The following is a 20,239-nucleotide window of genomic DNA, read 5'->3' on the forward strand; positions in this document are numbered from 1 at the left end:
CGATCGCCTCGTGATCAACGCGCAGAACTGCGTGCACTGCAAGACCTGCGACATCAAGGACCCGACGCAGAACATCGTGTGGGTCACGCCGGAAGGCGGCGGCGGGCCGAATTACCCGAACATGTAACGCAACGCATCCCGCGCCCGCGGGCGCGAACGAACCGGAGTGAGACGATGAGCAATGCAGCGAAGGAAGTCGTGGTGGTGAGCGGTGTCCGTACCGCGATCGGTGATTTCGGCGGCAGCCTGAAGGATTTCTCGCCGACCGACCTCGGCGCGAAGGTGGTCGCCGAAGTGCTGTCGCGCGCGAACGTGCCGGGCGATGCGGTCGGCCACGTCGTGTTCGGCCACGTCGTGAACACCGAGCCGAAGGACATGTATCTCGCGCGCGTCGCGGCGATCAACGGCGGCGTCGCGCAGCACACGCCGGCGCTGACCGTGAACCGCCTGTGCGGCTCGGGCCTGCAGGCGATCGTGTCGGCCGCGCAGACGATCATGCTCGGCGACGCCGACGTCGCGATCGGCGGCGGCTCGGAAAGCATGAGCCGCGCGCCGTACACCGTGCCGGCCGCGCGCTTCGGCCAGCGCATGGGCGACGCGAAGCTCGTCGACATGATGCTCGGCGCGCTGCACGACCCGTTCCAGACGATCCACATGGGCGTGACGGCCGAGAACGTCGCGAAGAAATACGACATCTCGCGTGACGCGCAGGATGCGCTGGCGCTCGAATCGCATCGTCGCGCGGCGCGTGCGATCGCCGAAGGCCGCTTCAAGGACCAGATCCTGCCGATCTCGATCCGCACGAAGAAGGGCGAAGTCGCGTTCGACACCGACGAGCACGTGCGGCACGACGCGGGCCCCGACGACTTCTCGAAGCTCAAGCCGGTGTTCGCGAAGGAGAACGGCACCGTGACGGCCGGCAACGCATCGGGCATCAACGATGCCGCCGCCGCCGTGCTGATGATGAGCGCGGACGCCGCGCGCGCGCAGGGCGCGAAGCCGCTCGCGCGCCTCGTCGCGTATGCGCATGCGGGCGTCGATCCGGCGTACATGGGCATCGGCCCGGTGCCGGCCACGCAGAAGGCGCTCGAACGCGCGGGCCTGAAGATCACCGATCTCGACGTGATCGAGGCGAACGAAGCGTTCGCCGCGCAGGCGTGCGCGGTCACGCAGGAACTCGGCCTCGATCCGGCCAAGGTCAACCCGAACGGCTCGGGCATCTCGCTCGGCCACCCGATCGGCGCGACCGGTGCGCTGATCACGGTGAAGGCGCTGTACGAGCTGAAGCGCATCGGCGGGCGTTACGCGCTCGTGACGATGTGTATCGGCGGCGGCCAGGGGATTGCCGCGATCTTCGAGAACATCTGATAATCGACCGCTCAGCATCCGAATACACAGGAATCGTCATGGCCATCGAAACCGTCGGCGTCGTGGGCGCCGGAACCATGGGTAACGGCATTGCGCAAACCGCCGCCGTTGCAGGACTGAACGTCGTGATGATCGACGTCAGCGACGCCGCGCTCGACAAGGGCCTCGCGACGCTGAAGGGCAGCCTCGAACGGCTCGTATCGAAGGACAAGCTCGCGGCCGATGCACGCGATGCGGCGCTCGCGCGCATCACGACGTCGACCGACTACGCGACGCTCGCCTCGGTCGACATCGTGATCGAGGCCGCGACCGAGAACGTCGAGCTGAAGGGCCGCATCCTGAAGCAGATCGAGGCGGTCGCGCACCCGGACGCGATCATCGCGACCAACACGTCGTCGATCTCGATCACCGCGCTTGCCGCGCCGCTCGCCGATCCGTCGCGTTTTCTCGGCATGCACTTCTTCAACCCGGTGCCGCTGATGCCGCTCGTCGAGATCATCCGCGGGCTGCAGACGAGCGACGCGACCGCGTCGGCCGTGCGCGCGCTGACCGAGCGTTTCGACAAGTCGCCGATCGGCGTGCGCAATTCGCCGGGCTTCGTCGTGAACCGGATCCTGGTGCCGATGATCAACGAGGCGTTCTTCGTGCTGGCCGAAGGCATCGCGTCGGCCGAGGAGATCGATGCGGGGATGAAGTTCGGCGCGAACCATCCGATCGGGCCGCTCGCGCTGGCCGACCTCGTCGGGCTCGACGTGTGCCTCGCGGTGATGGACGTGTTCCTGAAGGATTTCGGCGACCCGAAGTATCGCGCGTGTCCGCTGCTGCGCGAGATGGTGTCGGCGGGCAGGCTCGGGCGCAAGACCGGGCGTGGGGTGTACGACTACAGCAAGTAAGCGGTACTTCATTCCACTTCCAGCGGCCGCCTTCGGGCGGCCGTTTATTTTGAGGGCGCCGCCGAGCATCGATCGACGTCGACATCGTGCGTTCGCCGTTCATGCCGCTGTTCCTCGGCACGACGCTGATGGTGCTCGCGCTCGTCGCGATCGCGCTGTGCTATCGCGGCTCGCCGGGCGCGATGGCCGCGCTCGCAGGCGGCGTGCTCCCTGTGTTCGGCATCTTCGCGGTGACGAGGGCCGTCAATGTGCCGCGTGACGATGTGCTCGCCGCGGCCGATCCGGCCGCGACGCAAGGCACGGCGCTGTGGATGCGCTACCTGCACGGCCGGACGAGGTGGAATCACGTGCGCCCCCGTGGCGTCGGCATGCCGCATGCGCGTGTTTCGTCGCGGCAATCGCGGCGCGGTAGCGGTCGTGCTGCCGTTACGCATAAAACGCCGACGGCGACATCCCGAAGTGCCGCTTGAACATCGCGGAGAACGCGCTCTGGCTGCTGTAGCCGTGATCCATCGCGACGGTCAGCACTTTCTCGCCGTGCGCCAGCCGCTTGAGCGCGAGCAGCAGCCGCGCCTGCTCGCGCCAGCGGCGGAAGCTGAGCCCCGTCTCGCGCCGGAACGCGCGATGCAGCGTGCGGATCGACAGGCCGAGCAGGTCGCCCCACTCGGCGATCGTGCGCTGATCGTCGGGGGTGGCGACCAGCGTGTCGCAGATCGTCCGCAGGCGCGCGTCGTGCGGCCACGGCAGATACAGCGGCAGCAGCGGCGCGACGGTCACTTCCGCGAGCAGCAGGTGCATCAGGTGATCGTGGCGCGAGCCCGGCGCGTAATCCAGCGGCACGTCGACCGCGGCTAGGATCAGCTCGCGCAGCAGCGGATGCACTTCGACGACGCAACTGCGCGCGGGCAGGTGCTCGACCGCGCCCGGTTCGACGAACACGGTGCGCATCTGCACGTCGCCGCTCATCTGCACCGTATGGTCGAGCCCGGCTTCGAGCCACACGCCGCGCGTCGGCGGCACGACCCACGACGCACCTTCGGACTCCACGTGCATCACGCCCTCGATCGCATAGAGCAGTTGCGCGCGGCGATGGCGGTGCGGCGCGATCGACGTGCCGTGCGCGTACGTGGCCGCCATCGCCGACACGGGCATCGGCGTCGATTCGTAGCGCAGGTGGGCGAAGGGCGGGGTGGACTCGAGTGTCCGATTGGCGACAAGTCGTGACATTTTGGCGTGAGACAGGCAGTGGGCGGCCGGGCACGATGGCGTTCCGATTCACGCCAGACCCTCCTGTCACGATATTAATCCGACAAACGCGATGAACAAGTCTCCTTTTCTGCTCCCCTTCTGCGCGATCGCGCTGTGGGCCGGCAACGTCGTCGTGTCGAAGCTGTCCGCCTCGACGATCGATCCGGCGGCCATCACGTTCTACCGGCTGCTGCTCGCCGTCGCGCTGATGAGCGTCTTCACGCTGGCCCCCGCGTGGCGCAATCGCGCGGTGCTCGTCGCGTACCTGCCGAAGCTCGCGGTGCTCGGCTTTCTCGCGATGGCGCTGTTCCAGAGCCTGTCCTACGAGGCCGCGAAGACGAGCAGCGCGACCAACATGGCGATCATCACCGCGCTCGTACCGCTGATGACGATGCTGCTGAGCTCGCTGCTGCTCGGCGATCCACCGGGCGCCGGCATGATCGGCGGCGGGGTGCTGTCGCTCGCGGGTGTCGTCTACCTGATCGCCGAAGGGCACCCGGCGGCGATTGTCGCGCACGGCGTGCATCGGGGCGACCTGCTGATGCTGGCCGCGTCGGCCGCGTACGCGCTTTACGGCGTGCTGCTCAAGCGCTGGCGCATCGGCGCGCTGCCGGCCTGGCAGTCGACCTACGTGCAGGCGCTCGCGGCGCTCGTGTTCATGGCGCCGATGCTGCTGCGGCTGCCCGCGCACGCCGCGTGGCCGACGCGCGCGAGCGTGCCGCTGATCCTGTACGCCGGCGTGCTGGCGTCGGTGGTGCTCCCGTATCTATGGATGCAGGGCGTGCAGCGGCTCGGCCCGAGCCGCTGCGCGATGTTCATGAACCTGCTGCCCGTAATGACGGCCGGCGGCGCGATCGTGCTGCTTGGCGAATCGCTGCGGCTGTATCACCTGATCGGCGGCGGCGTCGCGCTGCTCGGCGTCGCGATCGCACAGCGCTTTCCGTTTCATGCCGGCACGGCGCAAGGCGTTCGACAATGAGCGCCCATCCCGACATGCAGGACCTGCCGGCCGCGCTGCCGGACGGACGTGCGCCCGGGGCCGCGCCGGCGCTCGCGCGCCAGCTCGAACGGATCGCGACCGCACTCGAGGCGCTGGCGGGCACCTCGCCGCCGGCGGCCGTCGATTTCGACGCGGCCATTGCGTTTCGCTGGCGCGGTTTCGGCGGCGGCCATCGAACGGCGCCGCTGGAGCCGATCGCCTCGCCCGCGCTCGTCGCGTTCGACACGCTGCGCAACGTCGGCCGGCAGGCGGCGATCGTCGAGCGGAACACGCGCCAGTTCGTGCACGGGTTCGCGGCCAACCACGTGTTGCTGACCGGCGCGCGCGGCACCGGCAAGTCGTCGATCGTGAAGGCGTGCCTGCATGCGTTCGCGGCGCACGGCTTGCGGCTGATCGAGGTCAGCAAGGAAGGGTTGAATGATCTGCCGGCGATCGTCGAACTGGTGCGCACGCGGCCCGAGCGCTACCTGGTGTTTTGCGACGACCTGTCGTTCGAGGCCGGCGAGACCGGTTACAAAGGGCTCAAGACGGTGCTCGACGGCTCGGTCGCGAGCGATCTGTCGAACGTGCTGGTGTACGCGACGTCGAACCGCCGCCACCTGATGCCCGAGCAGGCAAGCGACAACGCGAACGTGACGCGCGCGGAGAACGGCGAACTGCACCCGGGCGATGCGGTCGAGGAGCGGATTTCGCTGTCCGAGCGCTTCGGGATCTGGGTCACGTTCTACGGCTTCACGCAGGACGAGTACCTGGCCGTCGTCGCGAGCCGCCTCGGCGCGGCCGGTTTCGATGACGCGCAGATTGGCGCGGCGCGCGAGCCCGCGCTGCAGTGGGCGCTCGAACGCGGTGCGCGTTCGGGCCGCATCGCCGTGCAGTTCGCGCGCGATTATGCGGGGCGGCTCGCGGACGAAAGCGGCGAGGGCGCGTCCGCGCGCCGGACGGCCTGAGCCGCGCTATAGCAGCCGCTCGGACAGCACGCGGAATGCGACGTCGGGCACGGCGAAGCACAGCGGTTCGCCGGTCGCGCCGATGCGGGCGAGGGGGCGCCGTCGGCGAGGCCGACCGTCTTCAGCGGCCGGATCGCGTCGACGTCGATCGGCCGGTCGATCGACGCATACGCGAGGCGGTCACAGTCTTCGACATGGGCGACGGCCGCGCGTCAGTCGCCGAAGAATGGCGCGAAGGCGTCGGGCAGCGTCCGGTCGTGCGACGCTCGGCCGTGCAGCGGAAGTCGGGCGCGCTGCCGCCGCTCCCCGCCAGCCGCGTGTCGTAGCGTCCGTCGCGTGCCGTATGCGTGAACGGCCGCGCGAGATGCGACGGCAGCGCGTCGCTGAACAGCCGGCTGCCAAGCGCATAGAGCGGGTGATCGAACACGTTCTTCACGAACAGCACGGTGCGCTCGGCCGGCGCGCCGTCCGGCAGCGTATCGACGTAGAGCCGCCAATTGCTCTGCAGCGGCGACGGAAACACGCGCCGCAGTCGGCCGGCGAGGCCGGAGGACGGGTAGACGAAGGCGTTGTCGTAGCGCATGGGCAGCATTGTGCCGGGGTTGCCGGGCCCGGGGAAGGGGCGACCCGGCGGGCCAAGCGCGCTTGGTTGCGCACGCACCGATCCAGCGTAGAATTTCCGGCATTCGACGACCGCTGTTTTTTCACGCCGGGAGGCAAGCATGAACGATCTGACGCAGTTATCCGAGCCCGAGCTGATCGTGCGCGGCAGCCGTTTCGCGTTGCCGACCCTGGTATTCGCGCTGGTTGTGATCGGCGGCGGTTTCATTTGGGCCGCGAGCGCGAATCCGTTTTTCAGCTTCACGTCGTTCATCATGCCGTTCGTCGGCGCGCTGGGTGGCCTCGCTTACCTGTTCGTGATGACGCGCGCCGTGTTCTTCGGCGACCGTTTCAAGGTGCAGCGAATCTCGGTGCCGTATCGCGATGTCGTCGAGGTGACGCGCGGCCCGTTCTCGCTGGTCGTGCTGTACCGGGTTGCGACGCGCTCGGGCGCCGGCAAGGTGCGCAAGGTCAAGCTGCCCTTTGCCGAAATGCGCATCGACGACCGGAAAAAATGCCTCGAGATCCTGCGCAGGCACGCGCCCGAAGCGTTCAAGTCGGATATTACCGTGTGAGCGTCGCGCGCCGCCGGCCAGGATGCATGCCGGTCCGGCCGCGAGCAGGACGCCTGCTTGCGGCACGTTGACGAACGTTCTCACGGGTGGCCGACGAAAGCGGGTGACCCTGGCGATCAGTACCCCGACGCGCTCGCTCCCTGATCGCTGACGATCGCCACTCCCGAACTCGTCCCGAGCCGCGTCGCGCCGGCTTCGAGCATCGCGAGCGCGGCCGCGCGGTCGCGCACGCCGCCCGACGCCTTCACGCCGAGCGTCGGCCCGACCGTGCGGCGCATCAGCGCGACGTCCGCAAGCGTCGCGCCACCGTGGCCGAACCCGGTCGACGTTTTCACGAACGCGACGCCGAGATCGCGGCACATCTCGCACACGCGCACCTTCTCGTCGTCGGTCAGCAGCCCCGTTTCGAGGATCACCTTGAGCGGCACCGTGCCGCAAGCGCGATGCACGGCGTCGATGTCGGCCTTTACGTCGTCGGCGCGACCGCTTTTCAGCGCGCCGATGTTGATCACCATGTCGATCTCGCCGGCGCCCGCCGCGATCGCGGCGGTGGCTTCGAACGCCTTCGCGGCGGACAGCCCCGCGCCGAGCGGGAAACCGACCACCGCGCAGACGAGCACGCCGGTCTCAGCCAGCTCGCGCGCGGCGAGCGGCACGTTCGCCGAATTCACGCAGACCGAGTAAAAGCGATGCTCGGCCGCCTGGCGGCAGAGTTCGCGGATCTGCGCGTCGCTCGCGTCGGGCGCGAGCAGCGTGTGATCGATGGTTTGGGCGAGTTGGGCGTTGGAAAGCGGCATGTGTCAGGACTCCACGGATCGTGTGCGGAAAGGGCACACGGAAAGTTGATGTTTTCACATCGGTTTGTTACAAATACGACATTCCGGTCGGGCCCGCGCGCCCGGCACGACGAGCGACTCACGCGGCGGGCACGCAGGATACAGGCATGGAAACAAAGAAGGGCGAACGGATCAAGACATTGATGAACGTGCTGCAAGGGCAGAACGCGATTCATCTGAGGGAAGTCGCCGAGCTGTTCGGCGTGTCCGAAATGACGATCCGCCGCGATCTCGCGGACAACCCGCACGGCCTCAGCCTGATCGGCGGCTACGTGACGCGCCATTTCGCCGCGCAGCGCAGCGATATCGGCGAGTACCTGATCAGCGCCGAGAACAACCGGCAGACCGAGGAAAAGCGTCGCATCGGCAAGCTGGCCGCACAGTTCGTGACGACCGGCGACACGATCTTCGTCGACTGCGGGTCGACCACGCCGTTCATCGTCGACTTCATTGCCGACGACCTCGAATTCACGGCGGTCTGCAATTCGCTGAACGTGTTCGCGAAGCTGCAGCAGAAGCCGCATTGCAACGTGATCCTGTGCGGCGGCGCGTATCACCGTCAGAACATGGTGTTCGAATCGGTCGCCGAAACGGGCATTCTCGATTCCGTGCGCGTGTCGAAGGCGTTCATTTCGGCGGCCGGCGTGAGCGAGCGCTGCGGTGTCACGTGCTTCAACTTCCACGAAGTCGATGCGAAGAAGAAGGTAATGGCGCGCGCGCAGAACCGCTTCCTGCTGGTCGACCACACGAAGTTCGACGAAGTGCGCGCGGCCTATTTCGCCGAACTGACCGATTTCAACTACGTGATCTCCGACGGGCAACTGAGCCGCCGCTACGAAACGGCGATCCGCGAGCACGGGATCGCGCTCGTGACCTGACGCGGCGCCGGGCATCGCGTCACGCATCGCGCGCTTCCGCCGCGCTGAGGTAGCCGGTGAGCACTTCGAAGCGGCGCGATGCGCCGGGCGCCAGCGCCGCCACGTGGCCCTTGCGGCGCTCTGCTTCGTAACCCTCCGGCTCGCAGGTCGACGGCAGCGCGAACGCGGCGACCTGCTGATCCGCGTTGTGCAGGATCCAGCGCGTCGCATGCGGAAATTGCGCGGGGCGGTAGGCGGTGTGGAACGCACCGCCGTCCGGATGCGCAAGCCGGAAATGCGCGACGCCGTCGGCGTCCGTTTCAACCTCGTTCATGAAGAACACGATCTCGGGGGCGTACAGCGCGGGCGCATCGAGCGTCGCGAGTCGCGCCGGATCGCGCGCGAGCGTGGCCGTGTAGTCGCGCCACGCGGCGGTCGGCTTCACGTGCGCGGGCACGCTGTCGCGCAGCCGCATGCCGCCGCGCGGCAGCGACTGCACGAAGCGGCCGCCCGGCACGTACGCGTAGTTCAGGTGCGCCATGTACATCAGGTCCATCGGCGTGCCGCCGAGGTTCGTCACGTCCATCGCGATCGTCATCCGCGACTCGTGCTCGGCCAGCCGCACCGACGGACGCGCGACGTAGTGGCTGCCGAACCCTTGCACGTATTCGTATTCGCCGGTCACTTCGATCGTCGCGCCGCGCGCGTCCATGCCGACGACGAGGCTCGCGCGGTCCATCGGCGCGCACGGCATCTCGCCGTGCAGCGCGTGCGTGTCGTCCGGCCCCGGGCAGCCGTTGCGCAGCAGCCCGCTGTGGAACATGAAGCAGCCGTAGGTATCGATGATCGACGGCGCGCGCTTCGGCTGCCGGAACATGTGTTTCATCGTCAGGTCGCGACCGTCGAATTCGGCGGCCCAGATCATCTGGCCGAGATACGGCAGCACGACGAGATGGCCGCGGCGATTCTCGAGCTTCAGCGCCTCGACGCCGGACGGATACGCGAACGCGGTGACGGTGAGGCCGTCGGTGCGGTACAGCGTGCGCGGCGCTTCGCGAAAGTCGTCGCGCCGCAATTCGATCTCGCCGCGCATGATCAGGCTCCCGACGTGTTGCGCGTCGCGGCGTAGCGCGCGGCCGCATGGCCGTCGGCCGTCGCGTCGGGCGTCGCCGCCGGCAGGTGACGCAGGCAGTAGAAGCCGTAGTAGACGATCACGACGAAGCAGACGAGCGGCACGACGAACGCGAGCTGCATGTTGCCGCCGGTGTGATCGGAGATCAGCCCCTGGATCAGCGGCACGACCGCGCCGCCGACGATGCTCATCACGAGGATCGAGCCGCCGTATTCGGTGTCCTTGCCGAGGCCGTCGATCGTCAGCCCGTAGATCGTCGGCCAGCACGGGCCGAGGAAGATGCTCACGCACACGGCCGCATACACGGCGGTGATGTTGTGCACGCTGATCGTGTATGCGAGCAGCGCGATGCACAGGATGCCGTAGACGATCAGCACCTTGGCCGGGCCGACGCGTTTCATCACGAGCGTCGCGACCAGCTTGCCGACGAAGAACGCGAAGAACGTCGCGAGCAGGTAGCGCGACGCGCCGCGCTCGGTGAGGCCGCCGATCTGCATCGCGAGCCGGATCGTGAAGCTCCACACGCCGACCTGCGCGCCCACATACAGGAATTGCGCGACGACGCCCGCGACGAAGCGCCGGTTGCCGAACAGTCGCGCGAGGGTGCCGCGCGCGTCGATCCGGTGCGTGACCGTACTCGCGCCGTTGCCCTTGCAGGCCGGATACGGCGTGAGCGCGAACACGATGAACACGGCGACGAGCACGACGATCAGCCACTTGTAAGGCTCGAGCGTGGCCTGGATCATCGCGAGCTGGTGCGTGTGCGCGTCGGCGGCCGACATCGCCGCGAGCTGCGCATGCGACGCGTCGCCTTCCTTGAAGATCAGGAAGCTGCCCATGTAGACGCCGGCCATCGCGCCGAACGGATAGAACGTCTGCGAGATGTTCAGCCGCCGCGTGCTGGTGTCGCGCGGGCCCATCAGCGTCGAATACGAGTTCGACGCCGTTTCGAGGAACGACAGGCCGGCCGCGATCACGAACAGCGCGACGAGGAACATCCCGTACTTCGCCATCGACGCGGCCGGAAAGAACAGCAGGCAGCCGGTCGTGTAGAGCAGCAGGCCGACGAGGATCGTCGTCTTGTAGCTGAACTTCTTCACGACCGTCGCGGCCGGAATCGCGAGGAAGAAGTAGCCGAGATAGAACGCGGACTGCACGAACGCCGATTCGAAATCTGACAGGAAGAACGATTTCTTGAACTGCGCGATCAGCACGTCGTTCAGGTTCGCGGCGGTGCCCCACAGCGCGAACAGGCAGCACAGCAGCGTGAACGCGAAGAGCGGCGTGCGATTCAGGTAATAGCCGTCGGGCGTGTGTTCGATCGGGGTCCGGCTCATGGGTGTCTCCTTCCCAATGTCTCGTCGATGAAGGCGCCGGTCAGAAGCCGGCGTCGCGGAGGAAGCGTTCGAACGTCGCGGCGTCGGCGTACGACTTCTGCGTGCCCAGGCCCGTGACCGAATGCGCGGCGTACGCGGACGCGTAACGCATCGCATCGATCGCGTCGCGCGACGCCGCATAGCAGCGTGCGAAGCAGCCGATATACGCGTCGCCGGCGCCCGTCGTGTCGCGCGCGTCGACCGGGACGCCCGGCACGTGGTGCACGCCGTCACGCGACACCAGCAGCGAGCCGTTGCCGCCGAGCGTGACGAGCACGTGCTCGAGCCCGCGCGCGACCAGCGCTTGGGCAGCGCGGGCCGCGCTCTCGCTCGAATCGACCGGCATGCCCGACACGATCGCGAGCTCGGTTTCGTTCGGCACGAAGAATTCGACGGAACGGATGCGTTCGAAATCGAGGTCGGCCACGGCGGGGGCCGGGTTCAGCAACACGGGAATGCCGTGCCGCGCGCCGAATTCGATCGCGTGATAGACGGTGTCGAGCTCGATCTCGAGTTGCAGCACGATCAGTGCGCATTCGGCGAGCATCGGCGCGGCCGCGTCGATGTCGGCCGGCCGCAGATGGCGATTCGCGCCCTTGACGATCAGGATGCTGTTGCTCGAATCGGGCTCGACGAAGATCGGCGCGACGCCGCTCGGCACGCCGGCGACCTTGCGCACGTGCGTGGTGTCGATGCCTTCGCGCTCGAAGTTGCGGATCGTGTTGTCGGCGAACACGTCGTCGCCGACCTTGGTGACCATCACGACGCGCGCGCCGAGGCGGGCGGCCGCGACGGCCTGGTTCGCGCCCTTGCCGCCGCAGCCGAGCTCGAAGTTCGGCGCCTCTAGCGTTTCGCCCCGGGCGGGCATGCGTGTGACGTAGGTCACGAGGTCGACCATGTTGCTGCCGATGACGGCGATTGTCTCCATCTGCGTGTCTTCCTTGGTATATGGGGTGCGACCGCGCAGGGTTAGGGGCGGGGCGCGATGGATGATAATAAAATCACATTAAATGTGAAAATGCAATCCTTTGATGTTAGGAGGGTCACTTGTTTGGCCGGCGGCAAGGCGAAGAATGCGCCCATGCCTGCTGGAGAGAAGGCTTCGCCTCGGGCGGTGCTGCAGCGCAATTGCGGACGCTCGCATTTGGCACGGTGAGAAGCGGGGGCTTGGGTGGGAAGTTGGCTGAATTCTCTCCGCGGTGCAGAGAGAATTCGGGGCGTGCCCGGCAGGGTGCCGCCGGAGCTGAGATTCCGGTAACGTGGCCATAGCCGGCGCGCGCCGGTTCGCCGATTCCTTCATTTCTGACCGCTCGATAGCCCCCGTTAGGGTTCGCACGCGAACGATGTCGAAAGAAATGACGGGCGCACCGAGAAGCGTCGCGTGCGACGCCGCGTCGATCAGCGGTTCACGACCGAGTACACGAGCGTGCCGGAGAACATCAACAACACGAGCGACGCGCCGCGCAGCAGCGTCGACGTACGGGCGGCCCACGCGCGTTGCGAAGTAAGGATCCCGCCGAGGGACGACCAGCCCACGCCGATCGGCGCGAGCACGACCAGAAAGACGAGGAGCGCCCAAGCGAAATAGTGCGCGGACCTGAACGCCTCCAGCGGAAACAGCGTGCTCGAGAACAACAGCGCCTTCGGGTTCATCATCGTCGCGACGAACACGTCGCGAAAGCGCACCGGCGCGACCGATACGTCCTGCAGCACGCGGCTATGCGTCCACATCCTGAGCGCGAGGAAAAAGATGTAGATGGAACTCGCGAGCTTGACCACGTCATAAAGCCAGGGCCGGCCGGCAGCGAACGCGGCCAGGAAGAATCCCCATACGGCAATCGCGATCGCGTAGCCGAGCGCCTCGGCGACGACCAGCGGCCACGTGCCGCGCAGGCCGACCTTCAGCCCGGACGACAGCAGCAGCGTATTGGTCGGCCCCGGCACGATCAGCACCAGCGAGACGTACATCGCCATCTTCAGCAACGCTTCCTGGATGGGCACGCGGCCTCCTCGATTCGTCAGTGTCGCGGTTCGCGTCCGGTCGAAGTTGGCGCACCGTGAAATAGCGGTTGCCCTGCATGCACGGTCGTTCGATCCGCGCTTTCGCGAACTGCCCGTACTCATCGCATGACCTTCATGTTCGCTCGCGCACATCATGACGAATTTCTCTGCCGGCGAGTCGAATTATTTTTAGGTCGAGATCACGATCGACAAAATATGAAAAGATCGTCGGTTTTGTATTTGATGTGGTGAATTCTTTGTTTCTTTCCTGTGAATTCAGTCTGCCATTTCGCATATTAAAGATGGAAAAGATTCTGGATTCACGTGCTTAAAATGAAAAAATGAATTCTGTTGTTTCGAAAAATTTGAATCGATCGTTGTGCGGTATTTCGTCGAAATTTAACGGCATTTAGAATTTCTCTGAACAACCGGAGATTGATATGAAATTTTTCGAAGTGCACCGTCATGAACGCTGCTATGGTGTGTCGGAGGTTCAAGCGTGCGGTGCGACGATCCTGGAAACAATTAGGTAGACTGAGTTTATAAATGCGCTAGTAACAGTCGCCGTATCCGAAAGTCAATTTGCCGAAGCAGAATCCCTTCCGCGGTGTGCCGCCGCGTGCGATGGGCGCTTCGCGTTGTTGCATGCGTTCGTTGCGATTCACTCCGCCTTTTCGATGTCATTTGTCGTGATGGGCCGGACGCGTCATCACGCGTTACCGGAAGCGTTGCCGATTCAATTCGACAAGGCGGCACTATCCATTCCGATTTTCAATCCTATGGGAAGCGTGTCATGACTCACCCGATCAAGAATATCGTCATCGTGGGCGGCGGCACGGCGGGCTGGATGTCCGCCTCGTACCTCGTCCGGGCGCTCCAGCAGCACGCGAACATCACGCTCGTCGAATCCGCGGCGATCCCGCGGATCGGCGTGGGCGAGGCGACCATTCCGAGTTTGCAGAAGGTGTTCTTCGACTTCCTCGGGATACCGGAGCGGGAGTGGATGCCCCAGGTGAACGGCGCGTTCAAGTCCGCGATCAGGTTCGTGAACTGGAGGAAGGCTCCCGATGGTTCGCGCGGCGATCACTTTTACCATTTGTTCGGCAACGTGCCGAACTGCGATGGCGTGCCGCTGACCCACTACTGGCTGCGCAAGCGCGAACAGGGCTTCCCGCAGCCGATGGAATACGCGTGCTACCCGCAGACCGAGGCGCTCGACGCCAGGCTGGCGCCGTGCCTGCCCGACGGCACCCGCCAGATGTCCCATGCATGGCACTTCGACGCGCACCTGGTGGCCGACTTCCTGAAGTGCTGGGCCACCGAACGCGGGGTGAAGCGCGTGATCGACGAGGTCGAGCAGGTTCATCTGAACGATCGCGGCTACATCGCCAGCCTGTCCACCAAGGAGGGGCGCACGCTGGAAGCGGACTTGTTCATCGACTGCTCCGGCATGCGCGGGCTCCTGATCAACCAGGCGCTGAAGGAGCCCTTCATCGACATGTCCGACCATCTGCTGTGCGACAGCGCGGTCGCCAGCGCCGTGCCCGCCGACGACGCGCGCGAGGGAATCGAGCCGTACACGTCGGCGATCGCGATGAACGCCGGGTGGACCTGGAAGATCCCGATGCTGGGCCGGTTCGGCAGCGGCTACGTGTTCTCGAGCAAGTTCACGTCGCGCGATCAGGCCACCGCCGACTTCCTCGACCTGTGGGGGCTGTCGGACAAGCAGTCGCTCAACCAGATCAAGTTCCGGGTCGGGCGCAACAGGCGCGCGTGGGTCAACAACTGCGTCGCGATCGGGCTGTCGTCGTGCTTTCTGGAGCCGCTGGAATCGACGGGCATCTACTTCATCTACGCGGCGCTGTACCAGCTCGTGAAGCACTTCCCCGATACGTCGTTCGACCCGCGGTTGGCCGACGCATTCAACGCCGAAATCGTCTACATGTTCGACGACTGCCGGGATTTCGTGCAGGCGCACTATTTCACCACGTCGCGCGACGACACCGCGTTCTGGCGCGCGAACCGGCACGACCTGCGGCTGTCGGACGCGATCCAGGAGAAAGTCGAACGCTACAAGGCGGGGCTGCCGCTGACCACCACGTCGTTCGACGATTCGACGTACTACGACACCTTCGACTACGAGTTCAAGAACTTCTGGTTGAACGGAAACTACTACTGCATTTTTGCCGGCCTGGGGCTGTTGCCCGACCGTTCGCTGCCGCTCTTGCGGCACCGGCCGGAATCGATCGACAAGGCCGAGGCGATGTTCGCGCGGATCCGGCGCGACGCCGAGCATCTGCGGGCGAGCTTGCCGACGAACTACGATTACCTGCGCTCGCTGCGCGAGGGCGACGCGGCGCTGTCGCGCAGCCGGCCCGGGCCGACGCTCGCGACGCCGGAGATCCTGTAGTGGAGCGCGCTCCGGACCGGGTGCGCGCGATCGCGGCCACGCACGCTGCCGTGGCGGCCTGCGACCCGCTGCAGGCGCGCGCGCGCGTCCTGCGGCTGCCGGGCCTGAACCGTCGACAGGATGTGCCCGGCATCGTCGGGCTGTTGCGCGAGTTCCTTCCGGCACGCGGCGTGCCCTCGGGTTGGGGCTTCGTCGAAGCCGCCGCCGCGATGCGGGACATCGGGTTCTTCCTGGGATCGCTCAAGCGGCACGGACACGAGCCCGTGGACGCGGTGCCCGGGCTCGAGCCGGTGCTGCTCGACCTGGCGCGCGCGACCGAGTTGCCGCCGCGCGAGACGCTGCTGCACGTGACGGTCTGGAACCCCGCGGCGGCCGACGCGCAGCGCAGCTACACCGGGCTGCGCGACGAAGCGCACCTGCTCGAGAGCGTTCGCATCTCGATGGCGGCGCTCGAGGCGGCCATCGCGCTGACCGTCGAACTGACCGACGTGCCGCTGCGCTCGCCCGCGTTCGCGCAAGGGTGCGACACGCTGGCGGACTATCTGCAGAAAATGGTCGACTCGATCGTCTACGCGTATCGCTTCATCTCGCTGCAGGTGTTCTACGACGAGCTTCGTCCGTATTACGAACCGATTCGAGTCGGCGGTCACGACTACCTCGGCCCCGGTGCGGTCGAAATGCCTCTTTTCGTGCTGGAGCACGTGCTGTGGGGGGCGCAATCGGACCACCGGGCTTATCGGGAATTCAAGGAGACGTACCTGCCCTACGTGCTTCCCACGTTCAGGGCGATCTACGCGCGGTTCGCCGGGCGGCCGGCGCTCGTCGACCGCGTGCTCGGCGAAGCGCAAGCGGCCCGTGCGCGGGGCGAGCCGGTCGACGCCGGGTTGGCGGCCCTCGACCGCGTATTCGAGGTGCTGCTGCGCTTTCGCGCGCCGCACGGCAAATTGGCCGAGCGCGCGTACGAAGTGGGCCGAAGCGGCCCCACGATCGGCAGCGGCGGGTACGCGCCGAGCATGCTCGGCGATCTGCTCACGCTCACACGCGCGGCGCGCTCACGCGTTCGCGCCGCGCTCGGCGCGCGCTGACGGCTTGGCGCGGGCGGCCATGTGTTCCATCTCACCAGGAGAGTTTGCCCCATGACTCAGCAGAGCCCCGCGAACGGGCGCGACAGCAACCACTACGACGTGATCATCCTCGGCTCGGGCATGTCGGGCACCCAGATGGGCGCCATCCTGGCCAAGCAGCGGTTTCGCGTGCTGATCCTCGAGGAATCGTCGCACCCGCGCTTCACGATCGGCGAATCGTCGATCCCCGAGACGTCGCTGATGAACCGCATCATCGCCGATCGCTACGGCATTCCGGAGCTCGACCACATCACGTCGTTCTATGCGACGCAGCGTTACGTCGCGTCGAGCACGGGCATCAAGCGCAACTTCGGTTTCGTGTTCCACAAGCCCGGCGAGGAGCACGACCCGAAGGAATTCACGCAATGCGTGATTCCCGAGCTGCCGTGGGGGCCGGAGAGCCACTATTACCGGCAGGACGTCGACGCGTACCTGTTGCAAGCCGCCATCAAGTACGGCTGCACGGTTCGCCAGAAGACGAGCGTGACCGAATACCACGCCGACAAGGACGGCGTCGCGGTGGCCACCGCCCAGGGCGAACGTTTCACCGGCCGCTACATGATCGACTGCGGCGGCCCGCGCGCGCCGCTCGCGACCAAGTTCGGGCTGCGCGAAGAGCCGTGCCGTTTCAAGACGCACTCGCGCAGCCTCTACACGCACATGCTCGGGGTCAAGCCGTTCGACGACATCTTCAAGGTCAAGGGGCAGCGCTGGCGTTGGCACGAGGGGACCCTGCACCACATGTTCGAGGGCGGCTGGCTCTGGGTGATTCCGTTCAACAACCACCCGCGCTCGACCAACAACCTGGTGAGCGTCGGTTTGCAGCTCGACCCGCGTGTCTACCCGAAAACGGATATCTCCGCGCAGCAGGAATTCGACGAATTCCTCGCGCGGTTCCCGAGCATCGCGGCGCAGTTCCGCGATGCCGTGCCGGTGCGCGACTGGGTCAAGACCGACCGCCTGCAGTTTTCGTCGAGCGCCTGCGTCGGCGACCGCTACTGCCTGATGCTGCATGCGAACGGGTTCATCGATCCGCTTTTTTCCCGCGGGCTCGAGAACACCGCGGTGACGATCCATGCGCTCGCGGCGCGCCTGATTAAGGCGCTGCGCGATGACGACTTCTCGCCCGAGCGCTTCGAGTACATCGAGCGCCTGCAGCAGAAGCTGCTGGACCACAACGACGACTTCGTCAGCTGCTGCTACACGGCGTTCTCGGACTTCCGCCTGTGGGACGCGTTCCACCGATTGTGGGCGGTCGGCACGATCCTCGGGCAGTTCCGGCTCGTGCAAGCGCATGCGAGGTTCCGCGCGTCGCGCGACGAGCGCGATCTCGATCACCTCGACGACAACGCGCCGTACCTCGGGTTCCTGTGCGCGGACATGGAGGGCTACTACCAGTTGTTCAACGACGCCAAGGCCGAGGTCGAGGCCGTGAGCGCCGGGCTCAAGTCGGCCGAGGAAGCCGCGGCGCGGATTCACGTTCTGATCAACGAACGCGAATTCGCGAAGCCGATGTTCGGCTTCGGATATTGCATCACAGGCGCCAAACCGCAGCTCAACAACTCGAAGTACAGCCTGCTGCCGGCGATGAAGCTGCTGCACTGGACGCAGACCAGCGCGCCGGCGGAGGTGAAACGGTATTTCGACTACAACCCGATGTTCGCGCTGCTCAGGGCGTACGTCACGACCCGCATCGGCCTGGCGCTGAAGTAGTCGACCGACCCCGGAATGAAAATGATAGACGACGTTCAATTGAATCAAGTGCGCGCCGGCGAGCATCCGTCGGCGGCGTATGACGCGACCACGCGCGTGGCCGCGAGCTGGTACGTCGCGATGCGCTCGGACGACCTCAAGGACAAGCCGACCGCGTTGACGCTGTTCGGCCGCCCGTGCGTCGCGTGGCGCGGCACGACGGGCCGGGCCGTGGTGATGGACCGCCACTGCGCGCATCTCGGCGCGAACCTGGCCGACGGGCAGATCAAGGATGGGTGCATCCAGTGCCCGTTTCACCACTGGCGGTACGACGAGCACGGCCAGTGCGTGCATATTCCCGGCCACAGCGCGACGGTGCACCGGCTGGAGCCGGTGCCGCGCGGGGCGCGCCAGCCGACGTGGGTCACCGCCGATCGGTATGGCTACGTGTGGGTCTGGTACGGCTCTCCGCAGCCGCAGCACCCGCTGCCCGAGATCGCCGCGGCCGACGTCGACAACGGCGATTTCATGCACCTGCACTTCGCGTTCGAGACGACGACGGCGGTCTTGCGGATCGTCGAGAACTTCTACGACGCGCAGCACGCGACGCCCGTCCACGCGCTCCCGATCTCGGCCTTCGAGCTCAAGCTCTTCGACGATTGGCGCGCGTGGCCGGAGGTCGAGTCGCTGGCGCGGGCCGGCGCGTGGTTCGGCGCCGGGATCGACTTCACCGTGAACCGGTATTTCGGGCCTCTCGGCATGCTGTCGCGCGCGCTGGGCCTGAACATGTCGCAGATGAACCTGCACTTCGACGGCTACCCCGGCGGCTGCGTGATGACCGTCGCGCTGGATGGCGTCGTCAAGTACAAGCTGCTCCAGTGCGTGACGCCGGTGAGCGACGGCAAGAACGTCATGCACATGTTGATCTCGATCAAGAAGGTGGGCGGCGTCCTGCGCCGCGCGACCGACTACGTGCTGTTCGGGCTTCAGACCCGGCAAGCCGCCGGGTACGACGTCAAGATCTGGAACGGGATGAAGCCGGACGGCGGTGGCGCGTACAGCAAGTACGACAAGCTCGTGCTCAAGTACCGCGCGTTCTACCGCGGCTGGGTCGACCGCGTCGGCCGATAGCGGTGCCGCGGCGATGCCGGGGATTGCCGGCGACATCGATATGCGCGATACGCGATGACAAGATGGCCGGGTCGCGCCCGGCCGGCGAGGGTATCGATCGAAGCGAATGCGGGCGTGCCTGCGCGTAGGCATGCCAACCGCATGTGCGGCGGCGCGGGTAAATCCCGGTTAAAGGCAGGCTGCACGGCAATTGAATGCGATATTCGGAGCAATCGCAATCCATGGCAGTGCGGCGGCGCAAACGTGTGCGGCCATGGTGCGCGTCGCGCCCTCTACGACGTATCGAAAGAGTCGAATGCCATACGCAGGTCATCTTGGGCCGGGATAATCCACAAACGTCGCCGGTGATTTCGCTCTCGCTGGATGGCTATGGTCCGATTGGGCGAAGGTGTTATCCCATCACGCGGCGGATTTCCGTCGAAATGCCTTCGCCATCTTTACGATGTCGCATCAAAACATAAATTTATGTAAGAACATAAAATTCACCATTGGGCATGGTAATTTTAAAAAGAAGAACAAACGGGGAAATAATAAGTATGGCCAAGTCGGAAAAAGCATCCGGTTCGATGCTTGTCGCCAGTTCCATCGGCTCTTCCGCGGTCGATGGCTGCAATGCGCCGCGCGTGCAGCCATTTGCGGTGCGGGTCTTGTGTGTGTGGATCATCACGTGCTGTTTTTTCGTCGTCTATCGAGGCGAAGTGCTGCCCGCCGCGGCGAAGATCGAGAGCACGGATCGCCTCGCATATTACTCGGACATACACGGCATGGGCGCACTTCAAGCCGCCCTGGTATTGACTGCCGACAGGGCCGCCGGTTTCGGCGTCGCCACGCGCTTGCAGATGCCGCGTATCGCCGACGCGGGGCGCAGCGGGCGTGGGCGCCGGCAAACGGTGCGTGCGCAAACGATCTCCCCTGCATCGTGGTTGCTGCATGCGCGTGCGCCGATGGGGCGCGACGGTCCCGTGCGTATGTGGGGACGGCTCCCGGCTGTAGACACCATCCGCTAATCTTACCTGTGCCGGGGCGGCATGCGCCGGCATTGCCTGACG

At 66.0% G+C, this 20,239-nt stretch carries 20 protein-coding genes; 13 read left to right on the plus strand and 7 right to left on the minus strand.

Annotated elements, in window-relative coordinates:
• From QZM72_RS00005 to QZM72_RS00020, 4 genes are all read left to right on the plus strand, one after another.
• The coding region (locus tag QZM72_RS00005; protein ID WP_131931286.1) for a 4Fe-4S dicluster domain-containing protein at window positions 1-127 on the plus strand (127 nt) is incomplete at its 5' end.
• Window positions 128-174: 47 nt separating this feature from the next.
• Window positions 175-1,368 carry a beta-ketothiolase BktB gene (bktB, locus tag QZM72_RS00010; RefSeq protein WP_089471044.1) on the plus strand — a complete coding sequence of 398 codons (1,194 nt, stop codon included), beginning with the start codon at window positions 175-177 and terminating at the stop codon, window positions 1,366-1,368.
• Window positions 1,369-1,406: 38 nt separating this feature from the next.
• Complete coding sequence (locus tag QZM72_RS00015; RefSeq protein ID WP_301736726.1) at window positions 1,407-2,261, plus strand: 3-hydroxybutyryl-CoA dehydrogenase; 855 nt, start codon at window positions 1,407-1,409, stop codon at window positions 2,259-2,261.
• A 128-nt stretch (window positions 2,262-2,389) separates the two neighbouring features.
• Window positions 2,390-2,731 (plus strand): anthrone oxygenase family protein, encoded by a 342-nt coding sequence (locus tag QZM72_RS00020; RefSeq protein WP_301736728.1) that lies wholly within the window; start codon window positions 2,390-2,392, stop codon window positions 2,729-2,731.
• Here QZM72_RS00020 and QZM72_RS00025 read toward each other — a convergent pair.
• Entirely contained in the window at window positions 2,688-3,488 is an 801-nt protein-coding gene (locus tag QZM72_RS00025; RefSeq protein WP_301736729.1) for a helix-turn-helix transcriptional regulator, read from the minus strand. The two genes, QZM72_RS00020 and QZM72_RS00025, sit on opposite strands and share 44 nt — an antisense overlap.
• Window positions 3,489-3,579: 91 nt before the next feature.
• On the opposite strand from QZM72_RS00025, the gene QZM72_RS00030 reads away from it, so the two are divergent.
• Together QZM72_RS00030 and QZM72_RS00035 are read left to right on the plus strand one after the other, a co-directional pair.
• Window positions 3,580-4,488: a DMT family transporter gene (locus QZM72_RS00030; RefSeq protein ID WP_301736730.1), complete on the plus strand. Its 909-nt coding sequence runs from the start codon at window positions 3,580-3,582 to the stop codon at window positions 4,486-4,488.
• The gene (locus tag QZM72_RS00035; RefSeq protein ID WP_301736731.1) at window positions 4,485-5,456 is read left to right on the plus strand and encodes an ATP-binding protein; all 972 of its coding nucleotides are present in this window, start codon (window positions 4,485-4,487) and stop codon (window positions 5,454-5,456) included. Before QZM72_RS00030 ends, QZM72_RS00035 begins: the two co-directional genes overlap by 4 nt.
• A 121-nt stretch (window positions 5,457-5,577) precedes the next feature.
• Here the strand turns inward: QZM72_RS00035 and QZM72_RS00040 are convergent, their stop codons facing one another.
• Complete coding sequence (locus tag QZM72_RS00040; RefSeq protein ID WP_301736733.1) at window positions 5,578-6,180, minus strand: hypothetical protein; 603 nt, start codon at window positions 6,178-6,180, stop codon at window positions 5,578-5,580.
• Between QZM72_RS00040 and QZM72_RS00045 the strand changes: the two genes are divergently transcribed.
• Entirely contained in the window at window positions 6,179-6,631 is a 453-nt protein-coding gene (locus QZM72_RS00045; protein WP_301736734.1) for a hypothetical protein, read from the plus strand. The two genes, QZM72_RS00040 and QZM72_RS00045, sit on opposite strands and share 2 nt — an antisense overlap.
• 116 nt (window positions 6,632-6,747) lie before the next feature.
• On the opposite strand, the gene deoC is transcribed toward QZM72_RS00045, so the two are convergent.
• A complete protein-coding gene (deoC, locus tag QZM72_RS00050) occupies window positions 6,748-7,428 on the minus strand; it encodes a deoxyribose-phosphate aldolase (protein ID WP_089471049.1) in 681 nt (226 codons plus the stop codon).
• Window positions 7,429-7,574: 146 nt separating this feature from the next.
• On the opposite strand from deoC, the gene deoR reads away from it, so the two are divergent.
• Window positions 7,575-8,345, plus strand: coding sequence for a DNA-binding transcriptional repressor DeoR (gene deoR, locus QZM72_RS00055; protein ID WP_124557405.1), 771 nt, complete (start codon window positions 7,575-7,577; stop codon window positions 8,343-8,345).
• A 19-nt stretch (window positions 8,346-8,364) separates the two neighbouring features.
• On the opposite strand, the gene QZM72_RS00060 is transcribed toward deoR, so the two are convergent.
• The 4 genes from QZM72_RS00060 to QZM72_RS00075 all read right to left on the minus strand — a co-directional run bounded on the left by QZM72_RS00060 (window position 8,365) and on the right by QZM72_RS00075 (window position 12,833).
• A complete protein-coding gene (locus QZM72_RS00060; protein WP_301736735.1) occupies window positions 8,365-9,417 on the minus strand; it encodes an aldose 1-epimerase family protein in 1,053 nt (350 codons plus the stop codon).
• 2 nt (window positions 9,418-9,419) lie between these two features.
• On the minus strand, window positions 9,420-10,793 hold the full coding sequence (gene fucP / locus QZM72_RS00065; RefSeq protein WP_089471052.1) for an L-fucose:H+ symporter permease: 1,374 nt from the start codon (window positions 10,791-10,793) through the stop codon (window positions 9,420-9,422).
• Between the two features lie 40 nt (window positions 10,794-10,833).
• The gene (gene rbsK, locus QZM72_RS00070) at window positions 10,834-11,760 is read right to left on the minus strand and encodes a ribokinase (RefSeq protein WP_301736736.1); all 927 of its coding nucleotides are present in this window, start codon (window positions 11,758-11,760) and stop codon (window positions 10,834-10,836) included.
• A gap of 470 nt (window positions 11,761-12,230) precedes the next feature.
• The gene (locus tag QZM72_RS00075; RefSeq protein ID WP_301736737.1) at window positions 12,231-12,833 is read right to left on the minus strand and encodes a LysE family translocator; all 603 of its coding nucleotides are present in this window, start codon (window positions 12,831-12,833) and stop codon (window positions 12,231-12,233) included.
• A gap of 793 nt (window positions 12,834-13,626) precedes the next feature.
• Here QZM72_RS00075 and QZM72_RS00080 point away from each other — a divergent pair.
• The 5 genes from QZM72_RS00080 (at window position 13,627) to QZM72_RS00100 (ending at window position 20,197) form a co-directional block, all read left to right on the plus strand.
• Window positions 13,627-15,243, plus strand: coding sequence for a tryptophan halogenase family protein (locus QZM72_RS00080; protein WP_301736738.1), 1,617 nt, complete (start codon window positions 13,627-13,629; stop codon window positions 15,241-15,243).
• A complete protein-coding gene (locus QZM72_RS00085; RefSeq protein ID WP_301736739.1) occupies window positions 15,243-16,328 on the plus strand; it encodes a monodechloroaminopyrrolnitrin synthase PrnB family protein in 1,086 nt (361 codons plus the stop codon). Before QZM72_RS00080 ends, QZM72_RS00085 begins: the two co-directional genes overlap by 1 nt.
• A gap of 51 nt (window positions 16,329-16,379) precedes the next feature.
• A complete protein-coding gene (locus QZM72_RS00090; RefSeq protein ID WP_089471057.1) occupies window positions 16,380-18,080 on the plus strand; it encodes an NAD(P)/FAD-dependent oxidoreductase in 1,701 nt (566 codons plus the stop codon).
• A 24-nt stretch (window positions 18,081-18,104) separates the two neighbouring features.
• A complete protein-coding gene (locus tag QZM72_RS00095) occupies window positions 18,105-19,190 on the plus strand; it encodes a Rieske 2Fe-2S domain-containing protein (RefSeq protein ID WP_301737217.1) in 1,086 nt (361 codons plus the stop codon).
• 536 nt (window positions 19,191-19,726) lie between these two features.
• On the plus strand, window positions 19,727-20,197 hold the full coding sequence (locus QZM72_RS00100) for a hypothetical protein (protein ID WP_301736741.1): 471 nt from the start codon (window positions 19,727-19,729) through the stop codon (window positions 20,195-20,197).
• Window positions 20,198-20,239: the final 42 nt, after the last annotated feature.

The organism is Burkholderia sp. AU45388, assembly GCF_030481585.1.
In the GTDB taxonomy this organism is placed as follows: Bacteria; Pseudomonadota; Gammaproteobacteria; order Burkholderiales; family Burkholderiaceae; genus Burkholderia; species Burkholderia sola.